This is a genomic window from Azospira oryzae (assembly GCF_004217225.1).
In the GTDB taxonomy this organism is placed as follows: Bacteria; Pseudomonadota; Gammaproteobacteria; order Burkholderiales; family Rhodocyclaceae; genus Azospira; species Azospira oryzae.
Window position 1 is genome coordinate 333,861 of sequence record NZ_SHKM01000001.1, and the last position, 19,489, is coordinate 353,349.

The 19,489-nt window shown below is 67.0% G+C and carries 13 protein-coding genes and 3 tRNA genes; 3 read left to right on the plus strand and 13 right to left on the minus strand.

Annotation, left to right across the window (positions count from 1 at the left end; all coding sequences use genetic code 11):
• Positions 1-7: 7 nt before the first annotated feature.
• The 4 genes from EV678_RS01555 to EV678_RS01570 all read right to left on the minus strand — a co-directional run bounded on the left by EV678_RS01555 (position 8) and on the right by EV678_RS01570 (position 3,833).
• Positions 8-862 (minus strand): ABC transporter permease, encoded by an 855-nt coding sequence (locus EV678_RS01555; RefSeq protein ID WP_130458269.1) that lies wholly within the window; start codon positions 860-862, stop codon positions 8-10.
• A gap of 35 nt (positions 863-897) precedes the next feature.
• Positions 898-1,707: an ABC transporter ATP-binding protein gene (locus tag EV678_RS01560; protein WP_014237185.1), complete on the minus strand. Its 810-nt coding sequence runs from the start codon at positions 1,705-1,707 to the stop codon at positions 898-900.
• Entirely contained in the window at positions 1,704-2,750 is a 1,047-nt protein-coding gene (locus tag EV678_RS01565; protein ID WP_130458270.1) for an ABC transporter substrate-binding protein, read from the minus strand. The genes EV678_RS01560 and EV678_RS01565 overlap by 4 nt, the downstream gene beginning before the upstream one ends.
• 135 nt (positions 2,751-2,885) lie before the next feature.
• The gene (locus EV678_RS01570; RefSeq protein WP_014237187.1) at positions 2,886-3,833 is read right to left on the minus strand and encodes an EAL domain-containing protein; all 948 of its coding nucleotides are present in this window, start codon (positions 3,831-3,833) and stop codon (positions 2,886-2,888) included.
• 326 nt (positions 3,834-4,159) lie between these two features.
• Between EV678_RS01570 and EV678_RS16535 the strand changes: the two genes are divergently transcribed.
• Complete coding sequence (locus EV678_RS16535) at positions 4,160-5,263, plus strand: methyl-accepting chemotaxis protein (protein ID WP_130458271.1); 1,104 nt, start codon at positions 4,160-4,162, stop codon at positions 5,261-5,263.
• Positions 5,264-5,280: 17 nt separating this feature from the next.
• Here the strand turns inward: EV678_RS16535 and EV678_RS01580 are convergent, their stop codons facing one another.
• The 3 genes from EV678_RS01580 to EV678_RS01590 all read right to left on the minus strand — a co-directional run bounded on the left by EV678_RS01580 (position 5,281) and on the right by EV678_RS01590 (position 10,411).
• Entirely contained in the window at positions 5,281-8,265 is a 2,985-nt protein-coding gene (locus EV678_RS01580) for an ATP-binding protein (RefSeq protein WP_130458272.1), read from the minus strand.
• A gap of 198 nt (positions 8,266-8,463) precedes the next feature.
• A complete protein-coding gene (gene ald / locus EV678_RS01585) occupies positions 8,464-9,555 on the minus strand; it encodes an alanine dehydrogenase (protein WP_014237190.1) in 1,092 nt (363 codons plus the stop codon).
• A 67-nt stretch (positions 9,556-9,622) separates the two neighbouring features.
• Positions 9,623-10,411 (minus strand): ferredoxin--NADP reductase, encoded by a 789-nt coding sequence (locus EV678_RS01590; RefSeq protein WP_130458273.1) that lies wholly within the window; start codon positions 10,409-10,411, stop codon positions 9,623-9,625.
• A 143-nt stretch (positions 10,412-10,554) separates the two neighbouring features.
• On the opposite strand from EV678_RS01590, the gene EV678_RS01595 reads away from it, so the two are divergent.
• The gene (locus EV678_RS01595; protein ID WP_130458274.1) at positions 10,555-13,776 is read left to right on the plus strand and encodes a DUF748 domain-containing protein; all 3,222 of its coding nucleotides are present in this window, start codon (positions 10,555-10,557) and stop codon (positions 13,774-13,776) included.
• A gap of 84 nt (positions 13,777-13,860) precedes the next feature.
• Here the strand turns inward: EV678_RS01595 and EV678_RS01600 are convergent, their stop codons facing one another.
• The 6 genes from EV678_RS01600 to EV678_RS01625 all read right to left on the minus strand — a co-directional run bounded on the left by EV678_RS01600 (position 13,861) and on the right by EV678_RS01625 (position 18,853).
• Positions 13,861-14,145 (minus strand): HU family DNA-binding protein, encoded by a 285-nt coding sequence (locus EV678_RS01600; protein ID WP_014237193.1) that lies wholly within the window; start codon positions 14,143-14,145, stop codon positions 13,861-13,863.
• A 299-nt stretch (positions 14,146-14,444) separates the two neighbouring features.
• A complete protein-coding gene (locus tag EV678_RS01605) occupies positions 14,445-16,694 on the minus strand; it encodes a TonB-dependent receptor plug domain-containing protein (protein WP_130458275.1) in 2,250 nt (749 codons plus the stop codon).
• A 352-nt stretch (positions 16,695-17,046) separates the two neighbouring features.
• Positions 17,047-17,123: transfer RNA gene (locus EV678_RS01610), tRNA-Arg, on the minus strand.
• Between the two features lie 148 nt (positions 17,124-17,271).
• A tRNA-Arg gene (locus EV678_RS01615) sits at positions 17,272-17,348 on the minus strand.
• A 105-nt stretch (positions 17,349-17,453) separates the two neighbouring features.
• Positions 17,454-17,547: transfer RNA gene (locus tag EV678_RS01620), tRNA-Ser, on the minus strand.
• 82 nt (positions 17,548-17,629) lie between these two features.
• Positions 17,630-18,853: an aspartate kinase gene (locus EV678_RS01625; protein WP_014237195.1), complete on the minus strand. Its 1,224-nt coding sequence runs from the start codon at positions 18,851-18,853 to the stop codon at positions 17,630-17,632.
• A 273-nt stretch (positions 18,854-19,126) separates the two neighbouring features.
• On the opposite strand from EV678_RS01625, the gene EV678_RS01630 reads away from it, so the two are divergent.
• Complete coding sequence (locus EV678_RS01630; RefSeq protein WP_014237196.1) at positions 19,127-19,432, plus strand: helix-turn-helix domain-containing protein; 306 nt, start codon at positions 19,127-19,129, stop codon at positions 19,430-19,432.
• The last annotated feature ends 57 nt before the right edge of the window (positions 19,433-19,489 follow it).

The window sequence follows — 19,489 nt, forward strand, 5'->3', positions numbered from 1 at the left end:
GACTTTCTCAGCGCACCCAGAAGAGGGCCTTGTGGCGCAGCTTGTCCAGGCCGGTCATGGCCAGCCAGGTGACGAGGCCGGTGTAGAGGATGCCGGCCACCATGCGCGGGTAGTCGGCGAAGTCGGCGTAGTACTGCACGAAGCGGCCCAGGCCGGCGTTGGCGCCGAACAGCTCGGCCACGGTGAGCAGGATGAAGGAGAAGCCCAGGCCCACGGCGGCGCCGGAGAAGATGTGGGGCAGGCTGGCGGGAAAGACCACCTTCACCAGGGTTTCCAGGCGGGAGAAGCCCAGCACCCGGGCGTTGTCCCGGTGCCGGCCTTCCACCGCCAGGGCGCCGGCGGCGGAGTTCTGGAAGACGGGCCAGAAGGCGCCGATGAAGACGACGAAGGTGGCGGAGAGGTGGAAGGTGGGCAGCACGGCGATGGCGTAGGGGATGTACACCGTGGGCGGGATGGGCGCCGCCACCTTGGCGAAGGGGAACAGGCCGCGGCCGACCCCCGGCACGATGCCGGCCACCAGGCCGAGGGCGATCCCGGCGGCGACGGCCAGCAGGTAGCCCGGCGCCAGGATGAAGAAGGAGGAAACGGTGCCCTTCCACAGTTCCGGCAGGGATTCCCACAGGGCCTCGGCGACGATGCGGGGGCCGGGCAACAGGGGGTTGGCGCTCTGGTCGATGAAATAGGTGGAACCCTGCCAGGCCAGGAACAGCACGGCCCACAGGGCCACGGCTTCCCAGGCGGGGAGGCGGGAGAGGAGGGCCGGGAAAAGGCCGGAGTGGGGGGCAGAGCGGCCCTGCCGGGGCGTCTTGTCCACCAGGGGCGAGGCCAGGGCCTCGCCTTCCAGGGCTAGGGATTCGGACATGGATTTCTCCTTCACATCAGTTCAGTACGTTGGCCTTACGCCGCCGCCAGGCCGGACAGCACGTCCGCGTCCAGGCGTTCGGCGATGTCCTCGCGCAGGGCGTGGAAGGCCGGGGAGGCGAAGAGGCGGGCCCGGTTGCGGGGACGCTCGAAGGGCACCTCGATCTGGGCCAGGACCCGGCCGGGGGAAGCCCCCAGCACCGCCACCCGGTCTCCCAGGTAGAGGGCCTCGTCCACGTCGTGGGTGACGAAGACGATGGTGCGGCGCGGGCTGGTGCTCTGCCACACTTCCAGCAGCAGGTCCTGCAGCTTGCCCCGGTTGATCGGGTCGAGGGCGCCGAAGGGTTCGTCCATCAGCAGCACCGGCGCTTCCAGGGCCAGGGCCCGGGCGATGGCGGCGCGCTGCTGCATGCCGCCGGAAAGCTGGAAGGGGTACTTGCCGGCGGCGTCCGCCAGGCCCACCCGGCCCAGATAGTCCCGGGCCTTCTCGCGGCGTTCGGCGCGGGAGAGCTTGGGATGGGCCTTGGCCACGGCCAGGGCCACGTTGTCTTCCACCTTCAGCCAGGGGAAGAGGGAGTAGTTCTGGAAGACCACGGCCCGGTCGATGCCGGGGCCGGTGATGGTGGCGCCCTGCCAGGCCAGACGCCCGTCGGTGGGGGCTTCCAGGCCGGCGATGAGGCGCAGCAGGGTGGATTTGCCGGAGCCGGAAGGCCCCAGCAGGGTGAGGAACTGCCCCTCGGGCACTTCCAGGGCGACCCGGCGGAGGATGGTGTCTCCCTCGCCGTAGGCGAAGGAGACGTTATCCACCGCCAGACCGGTGGCGCTGGTCTGGGCGGCGTTGCTCACAGGGTGTCCCTTTCCTTGAATTCCTTGAGGCGGGCCTGGTAGAAGGCGTCCTTGGGATTTTCCCTGGCCAGGGATTCCAGGGCCTTCTGGTAGATGGAGAGTTCGAAGATGGGGGCCAGGGGGCGCTTGCCCTCGATGAACTCGGAACCGATCATGGACAGCCAGAACTTCTCCACGCCCTTGACGTTGGGGTCGCTGCGCTGTTCCAGGTTGGGGGAGTAGTAGCCCTTCTCCAGGATGGCCCGATCCAGCTTGATGTACTTGGCGATGGCGTCGATGGTTTCCTTGCGGTGCTCGGCGGCGTACTTCTCGGCCTGCAGCACGGCGCGCAGGAAGCGTTCCAGGGTGGCGGCGTCCTTCAGCTTGTTGCCGGAGACGATGACGCGGCAGCAGGGATGGCCGGGGGAGAGGTCGCCGGAGCGCACCACCACCTTGAGGCCCTGCTGTTCGGCGCGCAGGTCATGGGGACCCCACACCAGGCCCGCATCCACCTGGCCGGACTTGACGGCCTCGATGACGGCGGGCGGGTTCTTCAATTCGAAGATCTGCAGGTCGCTTTTCCAGTTGATCTTGGCGTCCTTGAGGGCGCCGCGCAGCACGGCGTCGCCGGAGGCCAGGCGCACCGTGGCGACCTTCTTGCCCTTGAGGTCGGCGAGGCTGCGGATGGTGCCGGCCAGCTCGGGCTTGACCACCAGGGCCGCGTCCTGGCCCATGATGCCGCCGATGATCTTGATGTCAGAGCCCTTGGAGTAGAACAGCAGGGGCGCGGTGGTGCCGAAGGTGCCCACATCCAGCTTGCCGGCGATGACGGCGCTGATGCCGTCGGCGGAGTTCTGGAATTCCACCAGTTCCACCTCCAGGCCTTCCTTCTTGAAGAAGCCCTGTTCCTGGGCGACGAAGTACTTGGCATGGCCGGTGACGGGCAGGTGGCCCACCTTGAGGGTCTCGGCCTGGGCGCCGGCTGCAGCGGCAGCCACCGCCAGGGCCGCCAGCAGACGCTGGGGCAGGCGCTTGAGGAAGCGGGAGGTACGGGTGTTTTTCATGGAAGCTCCTGGCTCGATTCGTGAATGGACGGTGCCACTATAGGAAAGCTGGCTAATAACCGAAAAATAATGAATTAAGATTTAAATAGTTCGTTTGGCTATATATTGGACAAGCCGACACTCGAGGGGCAGCGTTCAGGCGGCCTGCCGCTGATGTTCCGGCAACGGGTCGAAGCCCGCGTGGGGGCCGGGAGCTGCAGGGGGGCTGCCAGCGGCGGCCGGGAAGGGCGTGGCGATGCCGGTGTCGAGCAGGGCATGGCGGGCGGGCAGGCATTCCCGGGCCGGGCGGGCCAGGTAGTAGCCCTGCAGCTGGTCGGCGCCGGCGTCGATGGCGATGGCCAGCTGGTCCGCCGTCTCGATGCCCTCGAAGACCACCCGGGCCTCCAGGTCGTGCACGATTTCCACCAGGCGGGGCAGCACGCGCCGGGCCTTGGGATTGGTGCCGGCCTCGACGATGAGGCTGCGGTCCAGCTTGACCACGTCCGGCTCCAGTTGCCACAGGCGGTCGAAGTTGGAATGGTGGCGGCCGAAGTCGTCGATGGCGATGCGGTAGCCCCGGGAACGGTAGTTGGCCACCGCCTCCTTGATGCGGCCGGAGTCGTCGATGGCGCTTTCCAGGATTTCCAGCACCACCCGCTCCGGGGTCAGGCCCAGGCGTTTGAGGATGGCTTCGAAGACCAGGCCGTGGTCGCCGGAAATGGCCAGCAGGTGCCGCGGATGGATGTTCAGGTAGAGGTCGCCGCCGCTGCTTTTGGTCTGCAGCAGGTAGTTGAGGGCGTGCACGGTGCGGGCCAGGCGGTCGAGGAAAACGATTTCCTCCCCGTCCGTGGGCAAAACGAAGACGGCTTCGGGGGCGAGGGGGCTGCCGTCGGCAGCGGTGGCGCGGAGCAGGGCTTCGTGGCCGGAAACCTGGCCGCTGCGGGCGTCGGTGATGGGCTGGAAGGCGCTGTCCAGGGTGAGGCCGGCAAAGCGGCCGGTGACCCGGTTGTGGGCGAGGCTGAGGGAGTCGCCGGGGCTCAGGTGGGGGCCGTACTGGCTGCGGTTACGGTCGTTCAGGTAATGGACGAGGTCGGTCAGGGGCATGGTGTTCTCCGGAATCTGGTGATGTGCTTGATGAGCTGCGCCATGGGCGGACGCTGGGTCTGGCGGATGGTGTCGGGCACATTCGACAAGGCGGGCAGGCGTTCCGGCGGGTCATGGTGTTCTCCTTGGTTGGGAGCGGATGGCCGAACTTTAGGCCATCTGCTTAAGCGTTAAAAAGACTTAATAGTCTTTTGTTTATTCTGTGTGGGAATAACAAGTGGACGGAGCAGTTTTTAGCCTGGATCAAATGCACGGGGGTATAACTGAGTAAAATGCTCAACTATTAAATCCCGACAAATTTTGTCGGATATTCTCAGGAGAGCATCATGTTGTGGGGCAGAAAGCAGCGGCGGCTGGCGCAATTGGAGCAGGAAGTGCGGCAGTGGGCGGCCCGGGACGAGCAGGCCCGGGCAGAAATCCAACGCCTTGAGGCCGAGGCCGGACAGTGGCGGCAGCAGGCGGAAAACCTGGAGCAGGAACGCCAGAGCCTGGGCCGGGTGTTCGGCAGCCTGGATGCCTTCGGCGCCTCCCTGGCCGGGGTCAGCCAGTCCTTCGTCGGCCTCGCCGGCCACCTCAACCAGGACAAGCTCTCCGCCGCCGAGGCCGCGGGCCAGGCCCTGCACAACCGGGAGTCCTTCGCCCGCATCGCCAGCAACCTGACTTCCCTGGTGGAGCACCTGGGCCACTCCTCCCGGCGGGTGGAAGACCTGGCCCGGCGGGCCGGGGAGATCGGCGGCATCGTCCAGCTGATCAAGGAAATTGCCGACCAGACCAATCTGCTGGCCCTCAACGCTGCCATCGAGGCGGCACGGGCTGGCGAGGCGGGCCGGGGCTTCGCCGTGGTGGCCGACGAGGTGCGCAAGCTGGCAGAGCGCACCACCCGGGCCACGGTGGATATCGGCACTCTGGTCACCACCATCCAGACGGAAACCGGCGCCGCCCACGACGCCATGCAGGCCGGTGCCGGCAATGCGGCCCGCTTCGCCGCCGACAGCGAGGCGGCCATGCGCAGCATGGAAGCCCTGCAGGGCCTTTCCGCCGCCATGGAGGCCAGCGTGGACGGGGCCGCCCTGCTGGCCAATGTGGAACTGGCCAATCTGGAGGAACTGAGCCTCAAGCTGGAGGTGTACAAGGTCTTTCTCGGCATCTCCGGCCTGCGCCCGGAGCAGGTGCCGGACGAGACCGAATGCCGCCTGGGGCGCTGGTATTACGATGCGGAGGTGAAGGCCCGTTTTGCCCGCCTGCCCGGCTACAGCGCCCTGGAATCGCCCCACCGGGCGGTGCACCAGCGGGCCCGCCAGGCCCTGGAGCTGCACTACGCCGGCCGCACCGAGGAATCCCTGCAGGCCCTGGCGGCCATGGAATTGGCCAACCAGACCGTGATGGCAGGCATGGGCCCCATGCTGGGCCACGCCCTCTCCGGCCGCTGAGCTGCCGTGCCGGCGCCTTAGCCGGGGGCCGCTGGGGGCGACGGGGCTGGCGGGGCCGGCTCGTTTTCCGGCAGGGGCAGGGTGAAGCAGAAGCTGGCGCCGTGGCCGGCTTCGCCCCGGGCCTCGATGCTGCCGCCGTGGCGATGCACCACCCGCTGCACCGTGGCCAGGCCGATGCCGATGCCGGGGAATTCGTCCTGCCGGTGCAGCCGCTGGAAAGGCTGGAACAGCTTGCCCACCTGGGCCATGTCGAAGCCGGCGCCGTTGTCCGCGATACAGAACTGGATCTGCTTTTCCTGGCGCCGGGCATGCACCCGGATCAGGGGCGCCGCAGTGCGGGCCGTGTACTTCCAGGCGTTGCCCAGCAGGTTGCGCAGTACCACCTCGATCATGCGGATGTCGCCCCGGGCGACCAGGCCGTCTTCCACCTGCCAGGCCACCCGGTGCCCGGGCTCGCTGCGCGCCAGTTCCTCCAGAATGCGCCGGGCCAGGGCGGAGAGGTCGATGTCGTCCCGCCGCAGTTCTTCCCGGCTGCTGCGGGAGAGGGTCAGCAGACCCTCGATCAGGGCGCCCATCTGCTGGCCCGAGGCGATGATGTGGTCGAGGAATTCCCGGGCCTCCGCCGGCAGGGCGGTGCCGTGGTCCTCGATGATGGCCCGGCTGAAGCCGGTGATGGCCCGCAGGGGCGCCCGCAGGTCGTGGGAAACGGCGTGGGCAAAGCTGTCCAGTTCCCGGTTGGCGGCCCGCAGCTCGGCGGTGCGCTCTTCCACCCGCCGCTCCAGGTCGGCGTTGAGACGGTGGATTTCCCCTTCCGCCTCCTTGCGCCGCTGGATGTCCTCCACGGCGGCGATGAAGTACTCCGGGCTGCCGTCCGCCGCCCGCACCAGGGAGACGGTAAGGTTGATCCACACCAGGTGGCCGTCCCGGTGACGGTAGCGCTTTTCCATGGCGTAGCTGTCGATCTCGCCGGCCAGCAGCCGATGCATCTGCTCCAGGTCGCTGTAGAGGTCGTCCGGGTGGGTGATTTCCTGGAAGGTGCGGCCCAGCAGTTCTTCCCGGGGGTAGCCGATAATGTCGCAGAGGCGCTGGTTTACCAGCAGCCAGCGCCCGTCCGGCGCCACATGGGCCATGCCCACGGCGGCCTGGGAAAAGGTGGCGCGGAAGCGCTTTTCGCTCTGCCGCAGCAGGTCCGCCGCCTGCAGCCGTTCGGCGAGGAGGCTGCCCACCCGGGCCAGCAGTTCCTCCACCGAGAAGGGCTTGTTGAGGAAGTCCTGCACGCTGTCCTGCAACAGGCGGATGCGCAGGTCCTCGTCGGCCTTGGCGGTCAGGATCACCACCGGCACCCCGGCCAGGGCCGGCTCCTGGCGCAGGGCCTGGACCATGCGGTCGCCGCTGAGGCGGGGCATCATGACGTCGCTGACGATCAGGTCCGGCGTCTGGCGACAGGCCATTTCCAGGCCTTCCTGGCCGTCCCGGGCGGAGGCGACGCGGTAGTGCCGGCCCAGGGCCTCGCAGATGAAGGCGTTCATGTCCGGGTTGTCTTCCACCACCAGCACCAGGGGCAGGGCCGCATCTGCCCGGCCCTGGCGGTGTTCCGGTAGTGCCGGGGGCGGCTGCAGTTCTTCCAGGGCCTGGCGGCTGAGGTCGCCGGGAAGGGCTTCGCCCTGGGCCTGCAACTGGGTGCCGGGAGGCGCCAGCAGGGGCAGTTCCAGGATGAACAGGGCGCCGCCGGAGGGGGCAGCATCGATTCGGACGCTGCCGCCATGGAGCTGGGCCAGTTCCCGCACGATGGCCAGGCCCAGGCCGGTGCCGCCGTGGTGGCGGCTGCTGCCGCCCTCCACCTGGCGGAAGGGCTCGAACACCTGCTCCCGCATGGCTTCGGGAATGCCCGGGCCGTTGTCCTCCACCTCGATCCGGGCCTGCCCGCCGGCCGCCGTCAGGCGCAGCTGGATGGCGCCGCCGTCGCCGGCGAACTTGAAGGCGTTGGAAAGAAGGTTGAGCAGGATGCGCTGGTACTTTTCCGCATCCACCTGGGCCGTCAGGGTCGGCGGCGTGGTCACGACGTAGCGGATGCAGCGGCCTTCGGCCAGGGAATCGAAGTGGGAGGCGATGACCCGGGTCAGGTGCGCCAGGTCGCCCTCCGTGTAGTGCATGACCATGCGCCCGGCTTCCAGCTTGGCCACGTCCAGCAGGTCGCTGACGTGCCGGTAGAGCATGCGGGCGTTGCGTTCCACCACCTCCAGGTCCCGCCGCAGGGCGGGCGCCAGGTCCGGGTCGGCCAGGTGCTTGCCGACGGGGCCCAGGATCAGGGTCAGGGGGGTGCGCAGTTCGTGGCTGATGTTGGCGAAGAACTGGGTCTTCAGTTCATCCAGTTCCCGGGTCTTCTCGTAGAGCCGGGCCAGCTCGGCGTTGGCCTGGTGCAGGCGCAGGTTGTTTTCGGCGATGGTCTTGGAGCGGGCGTAGATGTCCGCCTCCATCTTTTCCGCCTGCTGCCGGAGGGAGTCGGTGATGCGGCTCTGCTCCAGCTTCTGTTCCCGCAGCATGACGAACTCGGTGACGTCCTCGGCCTTGTGGATGATGTAGCGCAGCCGTCCCTCGGCATCGAGCACCGGGGTGTTGATGGGCGTCCAGTAACGCACCTCGAAGCCGCCGCCCTGTTCCGGCGGGCGCCGGATATCGTATTTCTGCACCGGCATCAGGTCGGGCTGCCCGGTCTGCAGCACCCGTTCCAGGGAGGCCCGCAGGTTGTGCACGCCGTCGGCGGCAGGATCGTCCGGGTTGTCCGGGAAGATGTCGAACATGTCCCGCCCCAGCATGTCCTCCCGCCGGGTCAAGGTGGCCTCGGTATAGGCGCTGCTGACGGCGATGACCCGCAGTTCCGGGTCCAGGGCCAGGCAGGGGGTGGGGATGCATTCGAAGAGGGCCTGGAAATCAGGGGGGGCAAAGGAGTGCTCCCGGGGCGTCCGGGATGTGGCGCTGCCTGCCTCGGTTGGACTGCTCATGCCGCTACCTCCAGGGGCCCGGTATGCGGGGCCGGGGGCGCCGCCGCACGCTACAGCTCGGGGAGTGATCCGCCGGTTCGGATGGCTTGCATCGCACCGGAGTTGATGGGTTTGACTTTCTCCTTTTCGAGGGGGCGGATCAAGGGCTAGTTCCCCGGGGCTATGACCAGGGTCATAGCCCCTTGGTGAGGGCCGGGCTCAACCCGGATTGCCCTGCAGGGCGGCGGCCACCGCCCCGTGCACGATGCGGCCGGCGTTGACGTTGAGGCCGGCGGCCAGGTGGGGATCGTCCGCCGTGGCCTGCCGCCAGCCCTTGTCGGCCAGGGCCAGGACGAAGGGACGGGTGGCGTTGTTGAGGGCCTGGGCCGAGGTGCGGGGCACGGCTCCGGGCATGTTGGCGACGCCGTAGTGGATGACCCCGTCCACGACGTAGGTGGGGTCCGCATGGGTGGTGGGGCGGGAAGTCTCGACGCAGCCGCCCTGGTCGATGGCCACGTCCACGATGACGCTGCCCGCCTTCATCTTGCCGACCAGGTCCCGGTCTACCAGACGCGGCGCGGCGGCGCCGGGCACCAGCACGGCGCCCACCAGGAGGTCGGCGCGGACGGCGTAGGCTTCGATGGTCTCCCGGGTGGCGGCGACGGTGCGCACCCGGCCCGGGTACTCCCGGTCCAGGGCCTCCAGCTTGGACAGGGACAGGTCGAGCACCGTCACTTCGGCCCCCAGGCCCACGGCGACGCGGGTGGCGTGGCTGCCGACGACGCCGGCACCGAGCACCACCACGTGGGCCGCCGGTACCCCGGGCACGCCGCCGAGCAGCACGCCGCGGCCGCCCTGGGCCTTTTCCAGCCAGTGGGCGCCGACCTGTACCGCCATGCGCCCGGCCACCGCCGACATGGGCGCCAGCAGGGGCAGGCCGCCGACGGCGTCGGTAACCGTCTCGTAGGCCAGGGCGGTGCAGCCGGAATCCACCAGGGCCTGGGCCTGGCGCGGGTCCGGGGCCAGGTGCAGGTAGGTGAAGAGGGTCAGTTCCGGGCGCAGGTAGGGGAATTCGGCCGGCTGGGGCTCCTTCACCTTGACCACCAGATCGGCACGCCAGGCAGAAGCCGCATCGGGCACGATGGTGGCACCGGCGGCGGCATAGGCGCCGTCGTCGTAGCCGACACCCTGGCCGGCCCCCTGTTCCACCAGCACCTGATGGCCCCGGGCGGTGAGTTCGCGGACGGTGGCCGGCACCAGGCCGACCCGGTATTCGTGGACCTTGATTTCCTTGGGTACGCCGACCTGCATGGAAGTCTCCTTGGGCAAAGGGCTGCCGTTCAGTGTGCCATAGCCGCCGTGACGACGGCATGACCGCCTAGAAGGAATTTTCCAGGGCCACCTGACCCGGCTGGCCCCGCTTGGAGAGGCGGCAGTCCTTGGCCTCCAGGGCCAGGCGGGTGTCCTCCACCATGGCCGGATTGCCGCACACCATGAGGCGGCTGTGGCCCGGGTCGATCTCCAGGCCGAGGGCCGCTTCCAGGCTGCCGTCGGCCAGCAGGGCCGGGATGCGCCGGCTCAGGGTGCCGGGCGGGGCAGCCCCATCCCGGGTCACCACCGGCTGGTAGCGCAGGCGGCCGGCCAGCTCTCCCACCAGGGGGTGGCCGGGCAGGGCGGCGAGCCAGTCCCGGTAGGTCAGTTCGGCGCCGTCGCGCACGCTGTGCACCAGGGCGATGTGCTGGTACTGCTGCCACACCGCCGGGTCGTTGAGGATGGAGAGGAAGGGCGCCAGGCCTGTGCCGGTGGCCAGCAGCCACAGGTCCCGGCCGTCCTGGAAGCGGTCCGTGGTCAGGTGGCCCCAGGCCTGGCGGTCCACCGCCACCCGGTCGCCGACCCCGAGGCGGGCCAGGCGGGAGGTGAATTCGCCGTCGGGCACGGCGATGGAATAGAACTCCAGATGCTCGTCGTAGGCGGCGGAAACCATGGAGTAGGGGCGCCAGGCCAGGGGTCTGTCGGGGGCCGTGGTGAGGGGCAGGCCGAGGCGCACGAACTGGCCGGGGACGAAACGGAAGGACGGCTGGCGGGTCAGACGGAAGGAGAAGAGCTTGTCCGTCCAGCGTTTGAACCAGGTGATGCGTTCCACCGAATACTTGTCGCCGGCGTCCATGGACGGCCTCCCTTGAGTAGGTTTATTTCCTAGTAAATTAGTCGGGAATTTGGCCGGGCAGTTCCCGGACGTGACCAAGGTCGTACCGGATTTCCCATTCGTCGTAATAAACTGGCGTCACACCATAAGAAAAGAGCATTGCCATGACTGCCTCCGCACCCCGACAGAACAACGATCTCTCCACCCGGCTCCAGGCCGGCCTGCAACACCTGCAACCCCGCCTGCAAGCCTTCGCCCGCCACCGGCGGGTGCGCCAGGGCGCCTGGGGCCTGGGCATCTTCCTGGTGCTGTTCGGCCTCCTCGGCTATTTCTGGCTGCCGGGCTTCGCCAAGGCCAAGCTGGAATCCCTGCTGGCCGAGGAATTCGAGCGGCCGGTGCGCATCGAGCGCATCCAGGTTTCCCCCTACACCCTGTCGGCCACCATCAGCGGCTTTGCCGTGGGGCAGCGCGGTGCCGATGCCGGCGTGCCGGCGGAACAGCGCCTGCTGGGCTTCGACAGCCTGCATGTGAATGTCTCCTCCATGAGCCTGGCCCGGGGCATCCCGGTGGTGAGCGAAGTCAAGCTGGTGGGGCCCTATGTGCATCTGGTGCGGGAGGAGGGCAACCGCTACAACATCTCGGACCTGATCGAGAAATGGACGGAAAAGCCCTCCGAGGGGCCGCCACCGAAATTCTCCGTGGCCAACATCGCCGTCGAGGGCGGCCGCATCGACTTCGACGACCGGCCGGTGAAGGTCAGCCACCACATCACCGACCTGGCCCTGGGCATTCCTTTCCTGGCCAACACGCCGGGCACCGTGGAATCCTTCGTCGAACCCCATTTCGCCGCCAAGCTCAACGGCGCACCCCTGTCCCTCGGCGGCAAGCTGCGTCCCTTCGCCCCGGGCAAGGATGCGGTGGTGGATGTGGAAATCCGGGACTTCGACCTGGCCGGGGTGGATGCCTACATTCCCGCCAACATTCCCCTGACCGTCACGGCCGCCAAGCTGGAAGGCGATCTGGCGGTGACCTTCAGCCAGGCCGAGGGCCAGGCCCCCAGCGTCGGCGTCAGCGGCGGCCTGGGCATCAAGGGCGTCGCCGCCAAGGGCAACAAGGTGGGGCTGCAGGTGGGAGCCATCCAGCTGGGCATCCAGCGGGCCACCCTGGACGATGCCAAGGGCGTGGACCTGAAGCTGGCAGTGCGGGATCTGGCCTTCTCCCGGGACGGCGAGAAGCAGCCCTTCCTCGGCTTTTCCGCCCTGACCCTGGATGGGGTGTCGGTCAATCTGGTCAGCCGTCAGGCCAAGGTGGCCGGCATCACCCTGGAAAATCCCCAGGCCGGGGTACGTCGCCTCAAGGGCGGCGAGGTGGATCTGCTGCAGTCCCTGGCCGCCCTGGCGCCCACGCCGGCGGCCCCGGCCAAGGCGGCTCCCGCCAAAGTCCCGGCCAAGACAGGTGGTACGGCCGGGGCCGCCAAGGTGCCGGCGCCCTGGGGCTGGCAGGTGGCCCAGCTGCGGGTCGGCGGCGGCAAGCTGCGCTACACGGACGACAATCTGGAGAAGGTGCCGCCCCTCAGCGTGGACGGCCTGGACCTCCATGTGGCCGGCCTTTCCTCCGCCGCCGGCAGTCGCAGCCAGATCGGCATCGAGGCCCGCATCAACGAACAGGGACGCTTCAAGGTGGAGGGGGCGGTCGCCCTCGCGCCCCTGGCCGCCGATCTGCAGCTGGATCTGGAACAGGTCAATCTGGTGGCCCTGCAGGGCCTGGCGGCAGAGCAGCTGAACGCCCTGCTGACCAAGGGCGACCTGACAGTGAAGGGCAAGCTTAAGGTGGCGGCTGGGGCCGCTGGAGCCGCTCCCGGCGTGGCCTTCGACGGCGACGTCAATCTCACCGACTTCAACGTGCTGGACAAGCTCAACGCCACCGACCTGTTGCGCTGGCGCAGCCTGCGCCTGACCGGGGTCGAGGCCGGCAGCGTGCCGCCCCGCTTTGCCGTGGGCGAGATCGCCATCACCAGCTTCTACGCCCGGGCCATCCTGTCGCCCGAAGGCCGCCTCAACCTGCAGGACATCGTGCGCCAGGACGAAGGCGCCAAGCCGGCCGCCGCTGCGCCTGCCGCTTCCGCCGCCGCCGTGCCGGCGACGCCGGCTGCAGCTCCTGCCCCCGTCGCTGCCCCGGCCAAGCCCGCCGGGCCGGCGCCCCAGATCCGCATCGGCAAGGTGGTGCTGGCCGGTGGCAACATCAACTTCACCGACCGTTTCATCAAGCCCAACTACAGCGCCAACCTGACCGACCTGTCGGGCCGCATCGGCACCCTGGCGGCGGGCAAGCCGGCGGAGCTGCTGATCCGGGGCAAGGTGGACCGCACCGCGCCCCTGGATATCTCCGGCAAGATCGATCCCCTGGGCTCGCCCATCGCCCTGGATGTGCAGGCCAAGGCCCGGGGCATCGAGATGTCCTCCTTCACGCCCTATTCGGGCCGTTACCTGGGCTACACCATCGAGAAGGGCAAGCTCTCGGTGGATGTGCAGTACAAGGTGGAGAAGGGCGAGCTGCAGGCCCAGAACAAGATCTTCATCGACCAGCTGACCTTCGGCGACAAGGTGGAAAGTCCCAACGCCCTGGGCATTCCCATCGGCCTGGTGGTGGCGCTGCTGAAAAACTCCCGGGGCGAGATCGACCTCAACCTGCCGGTGCAGGGCTCCCTCAACGATCCCCAGTTTTCCATCGGCGGCATCGTCGGCAAGATGATCCTCAACCTGCTGACCAAGGCGGTGACTTCGCCCTTCACTCTGCTGTCCTCCCTCTTCGGCGGCGGCGAGGAACTCTCTTACGTGGCTTTCGATGCTGGCCATGCCCGCATCACCCCGGAGGTGGAAAAGCGCCTGGAAACCATTGCCAAGGCCCTGCGCGAACGTCCGGCCCTGGAACTGGAAATCACCGGCACGGCCGATCCGGCGGCGGAGCAGGAAGGCCTCAAGCGCGCCATCCTGGAGCGCAAGGTGCGGGCCCAGAAGCTGGCCGAGCAGGCCAAGGGCGGCAAGGCCTCCGGCAGCATCGCCGCGGTCACGGTGAGCGCCGAGGAATATCCGCGCTACCTGGAAAAGGCCTACAAGGAGGAATCCTTCAAGAAGCCCCGCAATTTCATCGGCCTCACCAAGAGCCTGCCGGTGGCGGAGATGGAGGCCCTGATGATCGCCAATATCCCCGCCGAAGAGGAAGAGATGCGCCAGCTGGCCCAGCGCCGTGGTACGGCAGTGCAGACCTGGCTGGTGGAGAAGGGCGGCATTGCGGCCGAGCGCCTGTTCCTGCTCTCGCCCAAGGTGGGCGGCGAAGCACCCAAGGGGGCGCCGGTGGGCGGGCGCGTGGACTTCAGCCTGCAGTAGGGGCTGGCCAGGGGCCGTCGCTGCCGGCCCCGGCCAAACAAAAAGGCCGCCCTTGGGCGGCCTTTTCTTTCCGGAGAAGAAGGATTACTTCTTCTTGGGAGCGACGGCAGCCTTGAAGGCGGCGCCGGCGGAGAACTTGGGGCTGGTGGAAGCCGGGATCTGGATGGTGGCACCGGTCTTGGGGTTCTTGCCGGTACGGGCAGCGCGCTTGACGGCCTTGAAGGAACCGAAACCGACCAGGGTCACGCTGTCGCCGGTGGCGACGGCCTTGGTGATGGCTTCGATGGCTGCGTCCAGGGCACGGCCGGCAGCAGCTTTGCTCAGGTCGGCACCAGCCGCCATAGCGTCAATCAGATCGCTCTTGTTCATTCAGAAATCTCCTTGGTTTCGAAGGTGACGCGGGATTCCGCGCTCGGCAGGGATTCTGGCATAACGGGACGAAGCTGCCTAGCCTGATTTGCTGGAAATTCAGCAGGGATGGGGCTTTCCCCCGGATTGGGATGACTGCGGGATGGACTTTTCCTGCCCCGATCTGGTGCAAAAAAACGGGGGCGGAGGCACCGTGCCGGCGGCGGGAAGCGGACCCCGGCCCTTGCCGGCAGTCCAGAGGCTTCCCGCTTGACCAATACGATCAATGACTTAGGTCGATCGCCGGGCTGCGGGCCGCGTCAGAACTTGATCTCCAGCCGGGCCGAGAAGATGCGGTAGGTGCGGGTGCTGCTCTGCACCGACTGCTCCGTGCTGCCGCTCAGGTAGGTGGCGCCGGTGTCGTAATCCGCCTGCAGCAGGTTGGCGGCGGAAAAGCGGATGCGGGTGTCCGGCTGCACCTGCCACAGGGCATAGACGTCGTAAACCCGCTTCAGCTGCTGGGTGTAGGTCTGGGTGTTGCTCTGCTGCACGGTGTAGGCGGGGGTCCAGTTGAGGTTGCCGCCGATGGTGAGGGGCAGGCTGCGCAGGCGGTAGTCGGCCCCCAGGTTGGCACTGTAGGTGGGTTGCTGGTCGAGCCGGTTGTTGGGGCCGGCGATGCCCTCCACCTCGGACCAGAAGCGGCTGAGGTTGGCCCGGATGTCCACGGGCGGGGCCTCGGCCAGCAGTTCCGGCAGGCGGAACTTGGCTTCCAGCTCGATGCCCCGGGTGGTGGCGCTGCCGATGTTCTGGGGCGTGGTGACCCAGCGCTGCACCGGGGACCAGCTGACGCTCTGCAGGGAGGTGACGTTGCGGATGAGGTTGTCGATGTTGCGCTGGAACAGGCTGGCGCTGAGGATGCCGCCTTCCGCCAGGTAATGCTCGAAGGCCAGGTCCAGGCCCCAGGCCAGTTCCGGCTTGAGGTTGGGGTTGCCGGCGCTGTCCGCCTTGTCCACCGTGTTGGCGCCGCTGGTGGGATAGGTGCTGGAGAGGCTGGGCCGGGGCACCAGCTGGTTCAGGGTCGGCGCCTTGTAGCTGCGGGTCAGGCCCAGGCGGATCTGGTCCTTGCTCTCCTCGGTGAAGCGCCAGACGCTGTGGAAGAGGGGGCTGGCCACGCTGCTGTCGTTGCTGGCGGAGCTGGCGGCCCACTCGCTGCGGGTGCGGATGGTTTCCCAGCGCAGGCCGCCGTAGAGGGACCACAGGGGCGAGACTTCCCACTCGTCCTGGCCGAAGGCCGCTAGGCGGCTGGTGCTGGCCTGCAGGTCACTGCCAAACTGGGCCAGTTGCAGGGCGCCGTCCTGCACGGTGGTGGCGCTCTCCTTGCGCTGGCCCCGTTCCAGTTCCCAGCCGAAGGCCAGGTTGTGCTCCCGGTTGAGGGGATGGGAGAGCTTGCCGGCGGTGCTGAAGCTGCTGTCGCGGATGCTGGTGCTGTTCCAGTGGGTGTGGGCCACGGCGCCGCCGGCATCGTATTCGCGCCGGTCGGTGGTGCTGTCGCTGTTGGCCAGGCCGCCGTTGAAGCGGATGTCGAGCTTGCTGCCGCCGTCCAGGCGATGCTTCCAGTTGCCCATGAGGCGCAGCATGGTGCTCTCGTTCTCGGTGCGCCAGCTGGCATTGGCATAGGGGGCCGCACCGACGCTCTGGGTGAGTTGGGTGTTACCGGTGGTGGCGCTCTGGTTCTGGGCCAGGAAGGGATTGAGGCTCAGGCTGTCGCCGCCGTCCAGCTTCCAGTTGAGGCGGGAGGAGAGGTGCAGTCCGTCGGCCACGGTATGGCTGCGGCTTTCCTCCAGGCGCTGCAGGATGGGGATGCCGGTGGCCAGGTTGCGGGCGCTGGTGGTGGTGGCCACTTCGCTGTCCTGGTCCCGGTGCATCAGGTTGGCATTGATGTTGTAGCCGAAGTTGCCGATGGCGTCGCTGCGCTGCAGGGAGACGAAGGGCTGCAAGCGGCCGTTCTCCAGGTTGAGGCTGGGACGGAAGTCGTTCTGCTTGCGGGCGAAGTCCTCCCGCAGGACGATGTTGATGGTGCCGGCGATGGCCCGGGCGCTGTGCTCCGCCACCGGGGCCCGCATCACCTCGATGCGCTCCACCTGTTCGGGCGGGATGCTGTCCAGGGAAAAGCCCCGGGGCGCGGGCTCGCCGTTGAGCAGGATCATGGTGTAGCCGTTGCCCAGGCCCCGCATGCGGATGTCGCCGCCCCGGCCCGGGGTGCCGGACATGGTGACGCCCGGCAGACGCTTCAGGACGTCGCCCACGGACGAGTCGCCGTAGCGGTCCAGTTCCTCCCGGCCGAAAACCATCTTGGCGGCCGTGGCGAAACGGCGTTGCTCGGTGTCGTCGAGGCGGGTGGAGGAAACCACGATTTCCCCCAGGGTGCGGCCATCCTTCTGACTGCTGGCGGGTTTGGTTGTGGGGGCCTCTGCTTCCGCAGCTGCGGCGGCCAGAGGCAGGGCGGCGAGCAGGAGCGGCAGGAGGGGGCGCAGGCGGGGCAAGGGCAGGGCGTTAGGTGACAGCACCATGGCGGCAGGACTCTCGATGGGGAAAGTGAAGGCCGATGCATCGGCCGAGTCTTGTTATGGGCTGGGGGGCTGGGATGGCGGAAATCCTGGCTACCTGGCGGGCGAAGTATACGGAGCCTGGCGCCGCCCTGCAGGAGCACTTTGTAAGGAAATATTTCGCCTGACGACGGTGGTGCGGGAGGGCCTGTGATCGCCGCAGTCGGCGGCTTGGCTGCGGCAGCGGAGCCCGCTCCGCCGGGCAGGGCGGTGATTGCATCGCCGGTCATGCAGAAGTGGCGCCGGGGGCGCCCGGAAAAGCAAAAGGGCCCAGACGCGCTGACGTCTGAACCCTTGGCTTTCCTGCTTATCTGAATGGCGCGCCCGGAGCGATTCGAACGCCCGACCCCTTGGTTCGTAGCCAAGTACTCTATCCAGCTGAGCTACGGGCGCGCAACAGAAGGTGCGCATTATACGGATTCGGAACAAAAACGCCAGGGGTTCCGGGCGATTTTTTTCAGCTTCGGCGGGAAGGGGGGGAAGGGAAAAACGGGGTCTGAAAAAGCAAAAGGCCAATCCTAAGATTGGCCTGAATGCTTGATGGCGCGCCCGGAGCGATTCGAACGCCCGACCCCTTGGTTCGTAGCCAAGTACTCTATCCAGCTGAGCTACGGGCGCGCTGTCTTGCAACTTTTTACTACTTTCTTTGCTGCTTTCCGCAAAGAAGCGAGATTGTATAAAAACACGCTTCGTTTGCCAAGCCTTTTTTACTGCAGGAAAGGCTGGCGGAGACGGAGGGATTCGAACCCTCGATACGAGTTTTAGCCCGTATGCTCCCTTAGCAGGGGAGTGCCTTCGACCTCTCGGCCACGTCTCCGGAAGGCCGGCATATTAACGGGTTAGCCGGCCCGGGTCAAACTACTTTGCAGCCGGGGCTGCAAATAACTGGGCGGCGCCGTTTACGCCTGGTCCAGACCGAAGGTCTTGTGCAGGATGCGCACGGCCAGTTCCAGATACTTCTCGTCGATGACGACGGAAATCTTGATCTCGGAGGTGGAGATCATCTGGATGTTGATGCCTTCCTCGGCCAGGGTGCGGAACATCTGGCTGGCCACGCCCGGGTGGGAGCGCATGCCGACGCCGACGGCGGAAACCTTGCAGGTCTTGTTGTCGCCGACGATCTCGCGGGCGCCGACGTGCTGCTTGACCTGCTCCAGCACGGCCATGGCCTTGGTGTATTCGCTGCGATTGACGGTGAAGGAGAAGTCGGTGGTGCCGTCCACGCCGACGTTCTGGATGATCATGTCCACGTCGATGTTGGCGTCGGCGATGGGGCCGAGGATCTGGTAGGCGATGCCGGGACGGTCAGGCACGCCCAGCACGGTCAGCTTGGCTTCGTCGCGATTGAAGGCGATGCCGGAAATGATCGGTTGTTCCATGTTCTTGTCATCCTCAACAGTGATCAGCGTACCTTCCCCTTCATCCTGGAAGCTGGAGAGGACGCGCAGTTTTACCTTGTACTTGCCGGCGAACTCGACGGAGCGGATCTGCAGCACCTTGGAGCCGAGGCTGGCCATTTCCAGCATTTCCTCGAAGGTGATGGTGTCCAGCTTGCGGGCTTCCGGCACGACGCGGGGGTCGGTGGTGTACACGCCGTCCACGTCGGTATAGATCTGGCATTCGTCGGCCTTGAGGGCGGCGGCCAGGGCGACGGCGGAAGTATCGGAGCCGCCGCGGCCCAGGGTGGTGATGTTGCCGTTTTCATCGGCGCCCTGGAAACCGGCGACCACGACCACGTTGCCTTCGGCCAGATCCTTGCGCATGCGCTCGTCGTCGATCTGCAGGATGCGGGCCTTGGTGAAGGTGCTGTCGGTCAGCACGCGCACCTGGGAGCCGGTGTAGCTCTTGGCCTTGAGGCCTTCTTCCTGGATGGCCATGGCCAGCAGGCCGATGGTCACCTGTTCGCCGGTGGAGGCGATCACATCCAGTTCCCGGGGGGAGGGGGTGGCGGAGATTTCCTTGGCCAGGCCGATCAGGCGATTGGTTTCGCCGGACATGGCCGAGGGCACCACCACCACATCGTGGCCCATTGCCTTCCAGCGGGCCACGCGCTTGGCCACATTCTTGATGCGCTCCGTCGAGCCCACCGACGTGCCGCCGTACTTCTGAACTATCAGCGCCATTCGTTATCCAATTGAGCGGAGTAAGAAAACCCGTGATTCTATCTGAACCGCGTGCCTAACAGTAGGGTGTTCGGTTAGGCCAACTAAGTGAAATCCCTTAGTGATTTTTTGATTCATGCCACTTGCAAATATATGTGAATGGCCTATACTTACGTACTATGACTTTGGTGATATGTTTTGGGTGTCCCAGAACATGGCCTTCGGCAAGCGGTTTGGCGCCGAAACGGCTCTGCCAGAGCAGATTGACACCCCAATATTCGAGAGGAACACACCATGAGTAATGTCAAACTGGTTGAAAAGATCGACCCCCGCGAAATCCGCCGCAAGCTGGGCCTGAACCAGCAGCAATTCTGGTCCAAGATCGGCGTCACCCAGAGCGGCGGTTCCCGCTACGAGAGCGGCCGCAACATGCCCAAGCCCGTGCGCGAACTGCTGCGCCTGGTGCACGTGGAGCAGGTGGACATCCAGCGCATCAAGCGCGAGGACATCGAAGTGGTCGAGTACCTGAAGGCTTTCGAACCCGAAACCCTGAAGAACCTGAAGAAGGCCGCCAAGGCCAAGCAGAAGAAGGCCGCCTGATTCATATCGGTCCCCTGCTGTAAAAAAAGCCCCTGCTTGCAGGGGCTTTTTCTTTTG

What these genes read in the sequence shown, in the direction of transcription:
- EV678_RS01565 (WP_130458270.1), bottom strand. Translation starts at nt 2,750, where the DNA reads ATGAAAAACACCCGTACCTCCCGCTTCCTCAAGCGCCTGCCCCAGCGT.
- EV678_RS01590 (WP_130458273.1), bottom strand. Translation starts at nt 10,411, where the DNA reads ATGGACGCCGGCGACAAGTATTCGGTGGAACGCATCACCTGGTTCAAA.
- EV678_RS01570 (WP_014237187.1), bottom strand. Translation starts at nt 3,833, where the DNA reads ATGCCCCTGACCGACCTCGTCCATTACCTGAACGACCGTAACCGCAGC.
- EV678_RS01625 (WP_014237195.1), bottom strand. Translation starts at nt 18,853, where the DNA reads ATGGCGCTGATAGTTCAGAAGTACGGCGGCACGTCGGTGGGCTCGACG.
- EV678_RS01600 (WP_014237193.1), bottom strand. Translation starts at nt 14,145, where the DNA reads ATGAACAAGAGCGATCTGATTGACGCTATGGCGGCTGGTGCCGACCTG.
- EV678_RS01555 (WP_130458269.1), bottom strand. Translation starts at nt 862, where the DNA reads ATGTCCGAATCCCTAGCCCTGGAAGGCGAGGCCCTGGCCTCGCCCCTG.
- EV678_RS01630 (WP_014237196.1), top strand. Translation starts at nt 19,127, where the DNA reads ATGAGTAATGTCAAACTGGTTGAAAAGATCGACCCCCGCGAAATCCGC.
- EV678_RS01580 (WP_130458272.1), bottom strand. Translation starts at nt 8,265, where the DNA reads ATGAGCAGTCCAACCGAGGCAGGCAGCGCCACATCCCGGACGCCCCGG.
- EV678_RS01605 (WP_130458275.1), bottom strand. Translation starts at nt 16,694, where the DNA reads ATGGTGCTGTCACCTAACGCCCTGCCCTTGCCCCGCCTGCGCCCCCTC.
- ald (WP_014237190.1), bottom strand. Translation starts at nt 9,555, where the DNA reads ATGCAGGTCGGCGTACCCAAGGAAATCAAGGTCCACGAATACCGGGTC.
- EV678_RS16535 (WP_130458271.1), top strand. Translation starts at nt 4,160, where the DNA reads ATGTTGTGGGGCAGAAAGCAGCGGCGGCTGGCGCAATTGGAGCAGGAA.
- EV678_RS01595 (WP_130458274.1), top strand. Translation starts at nt 10,555, where the DNA reads ATGACTGCCTCCGCACCCCGACAGAACAACGATCTCTCCACCCGGCTC.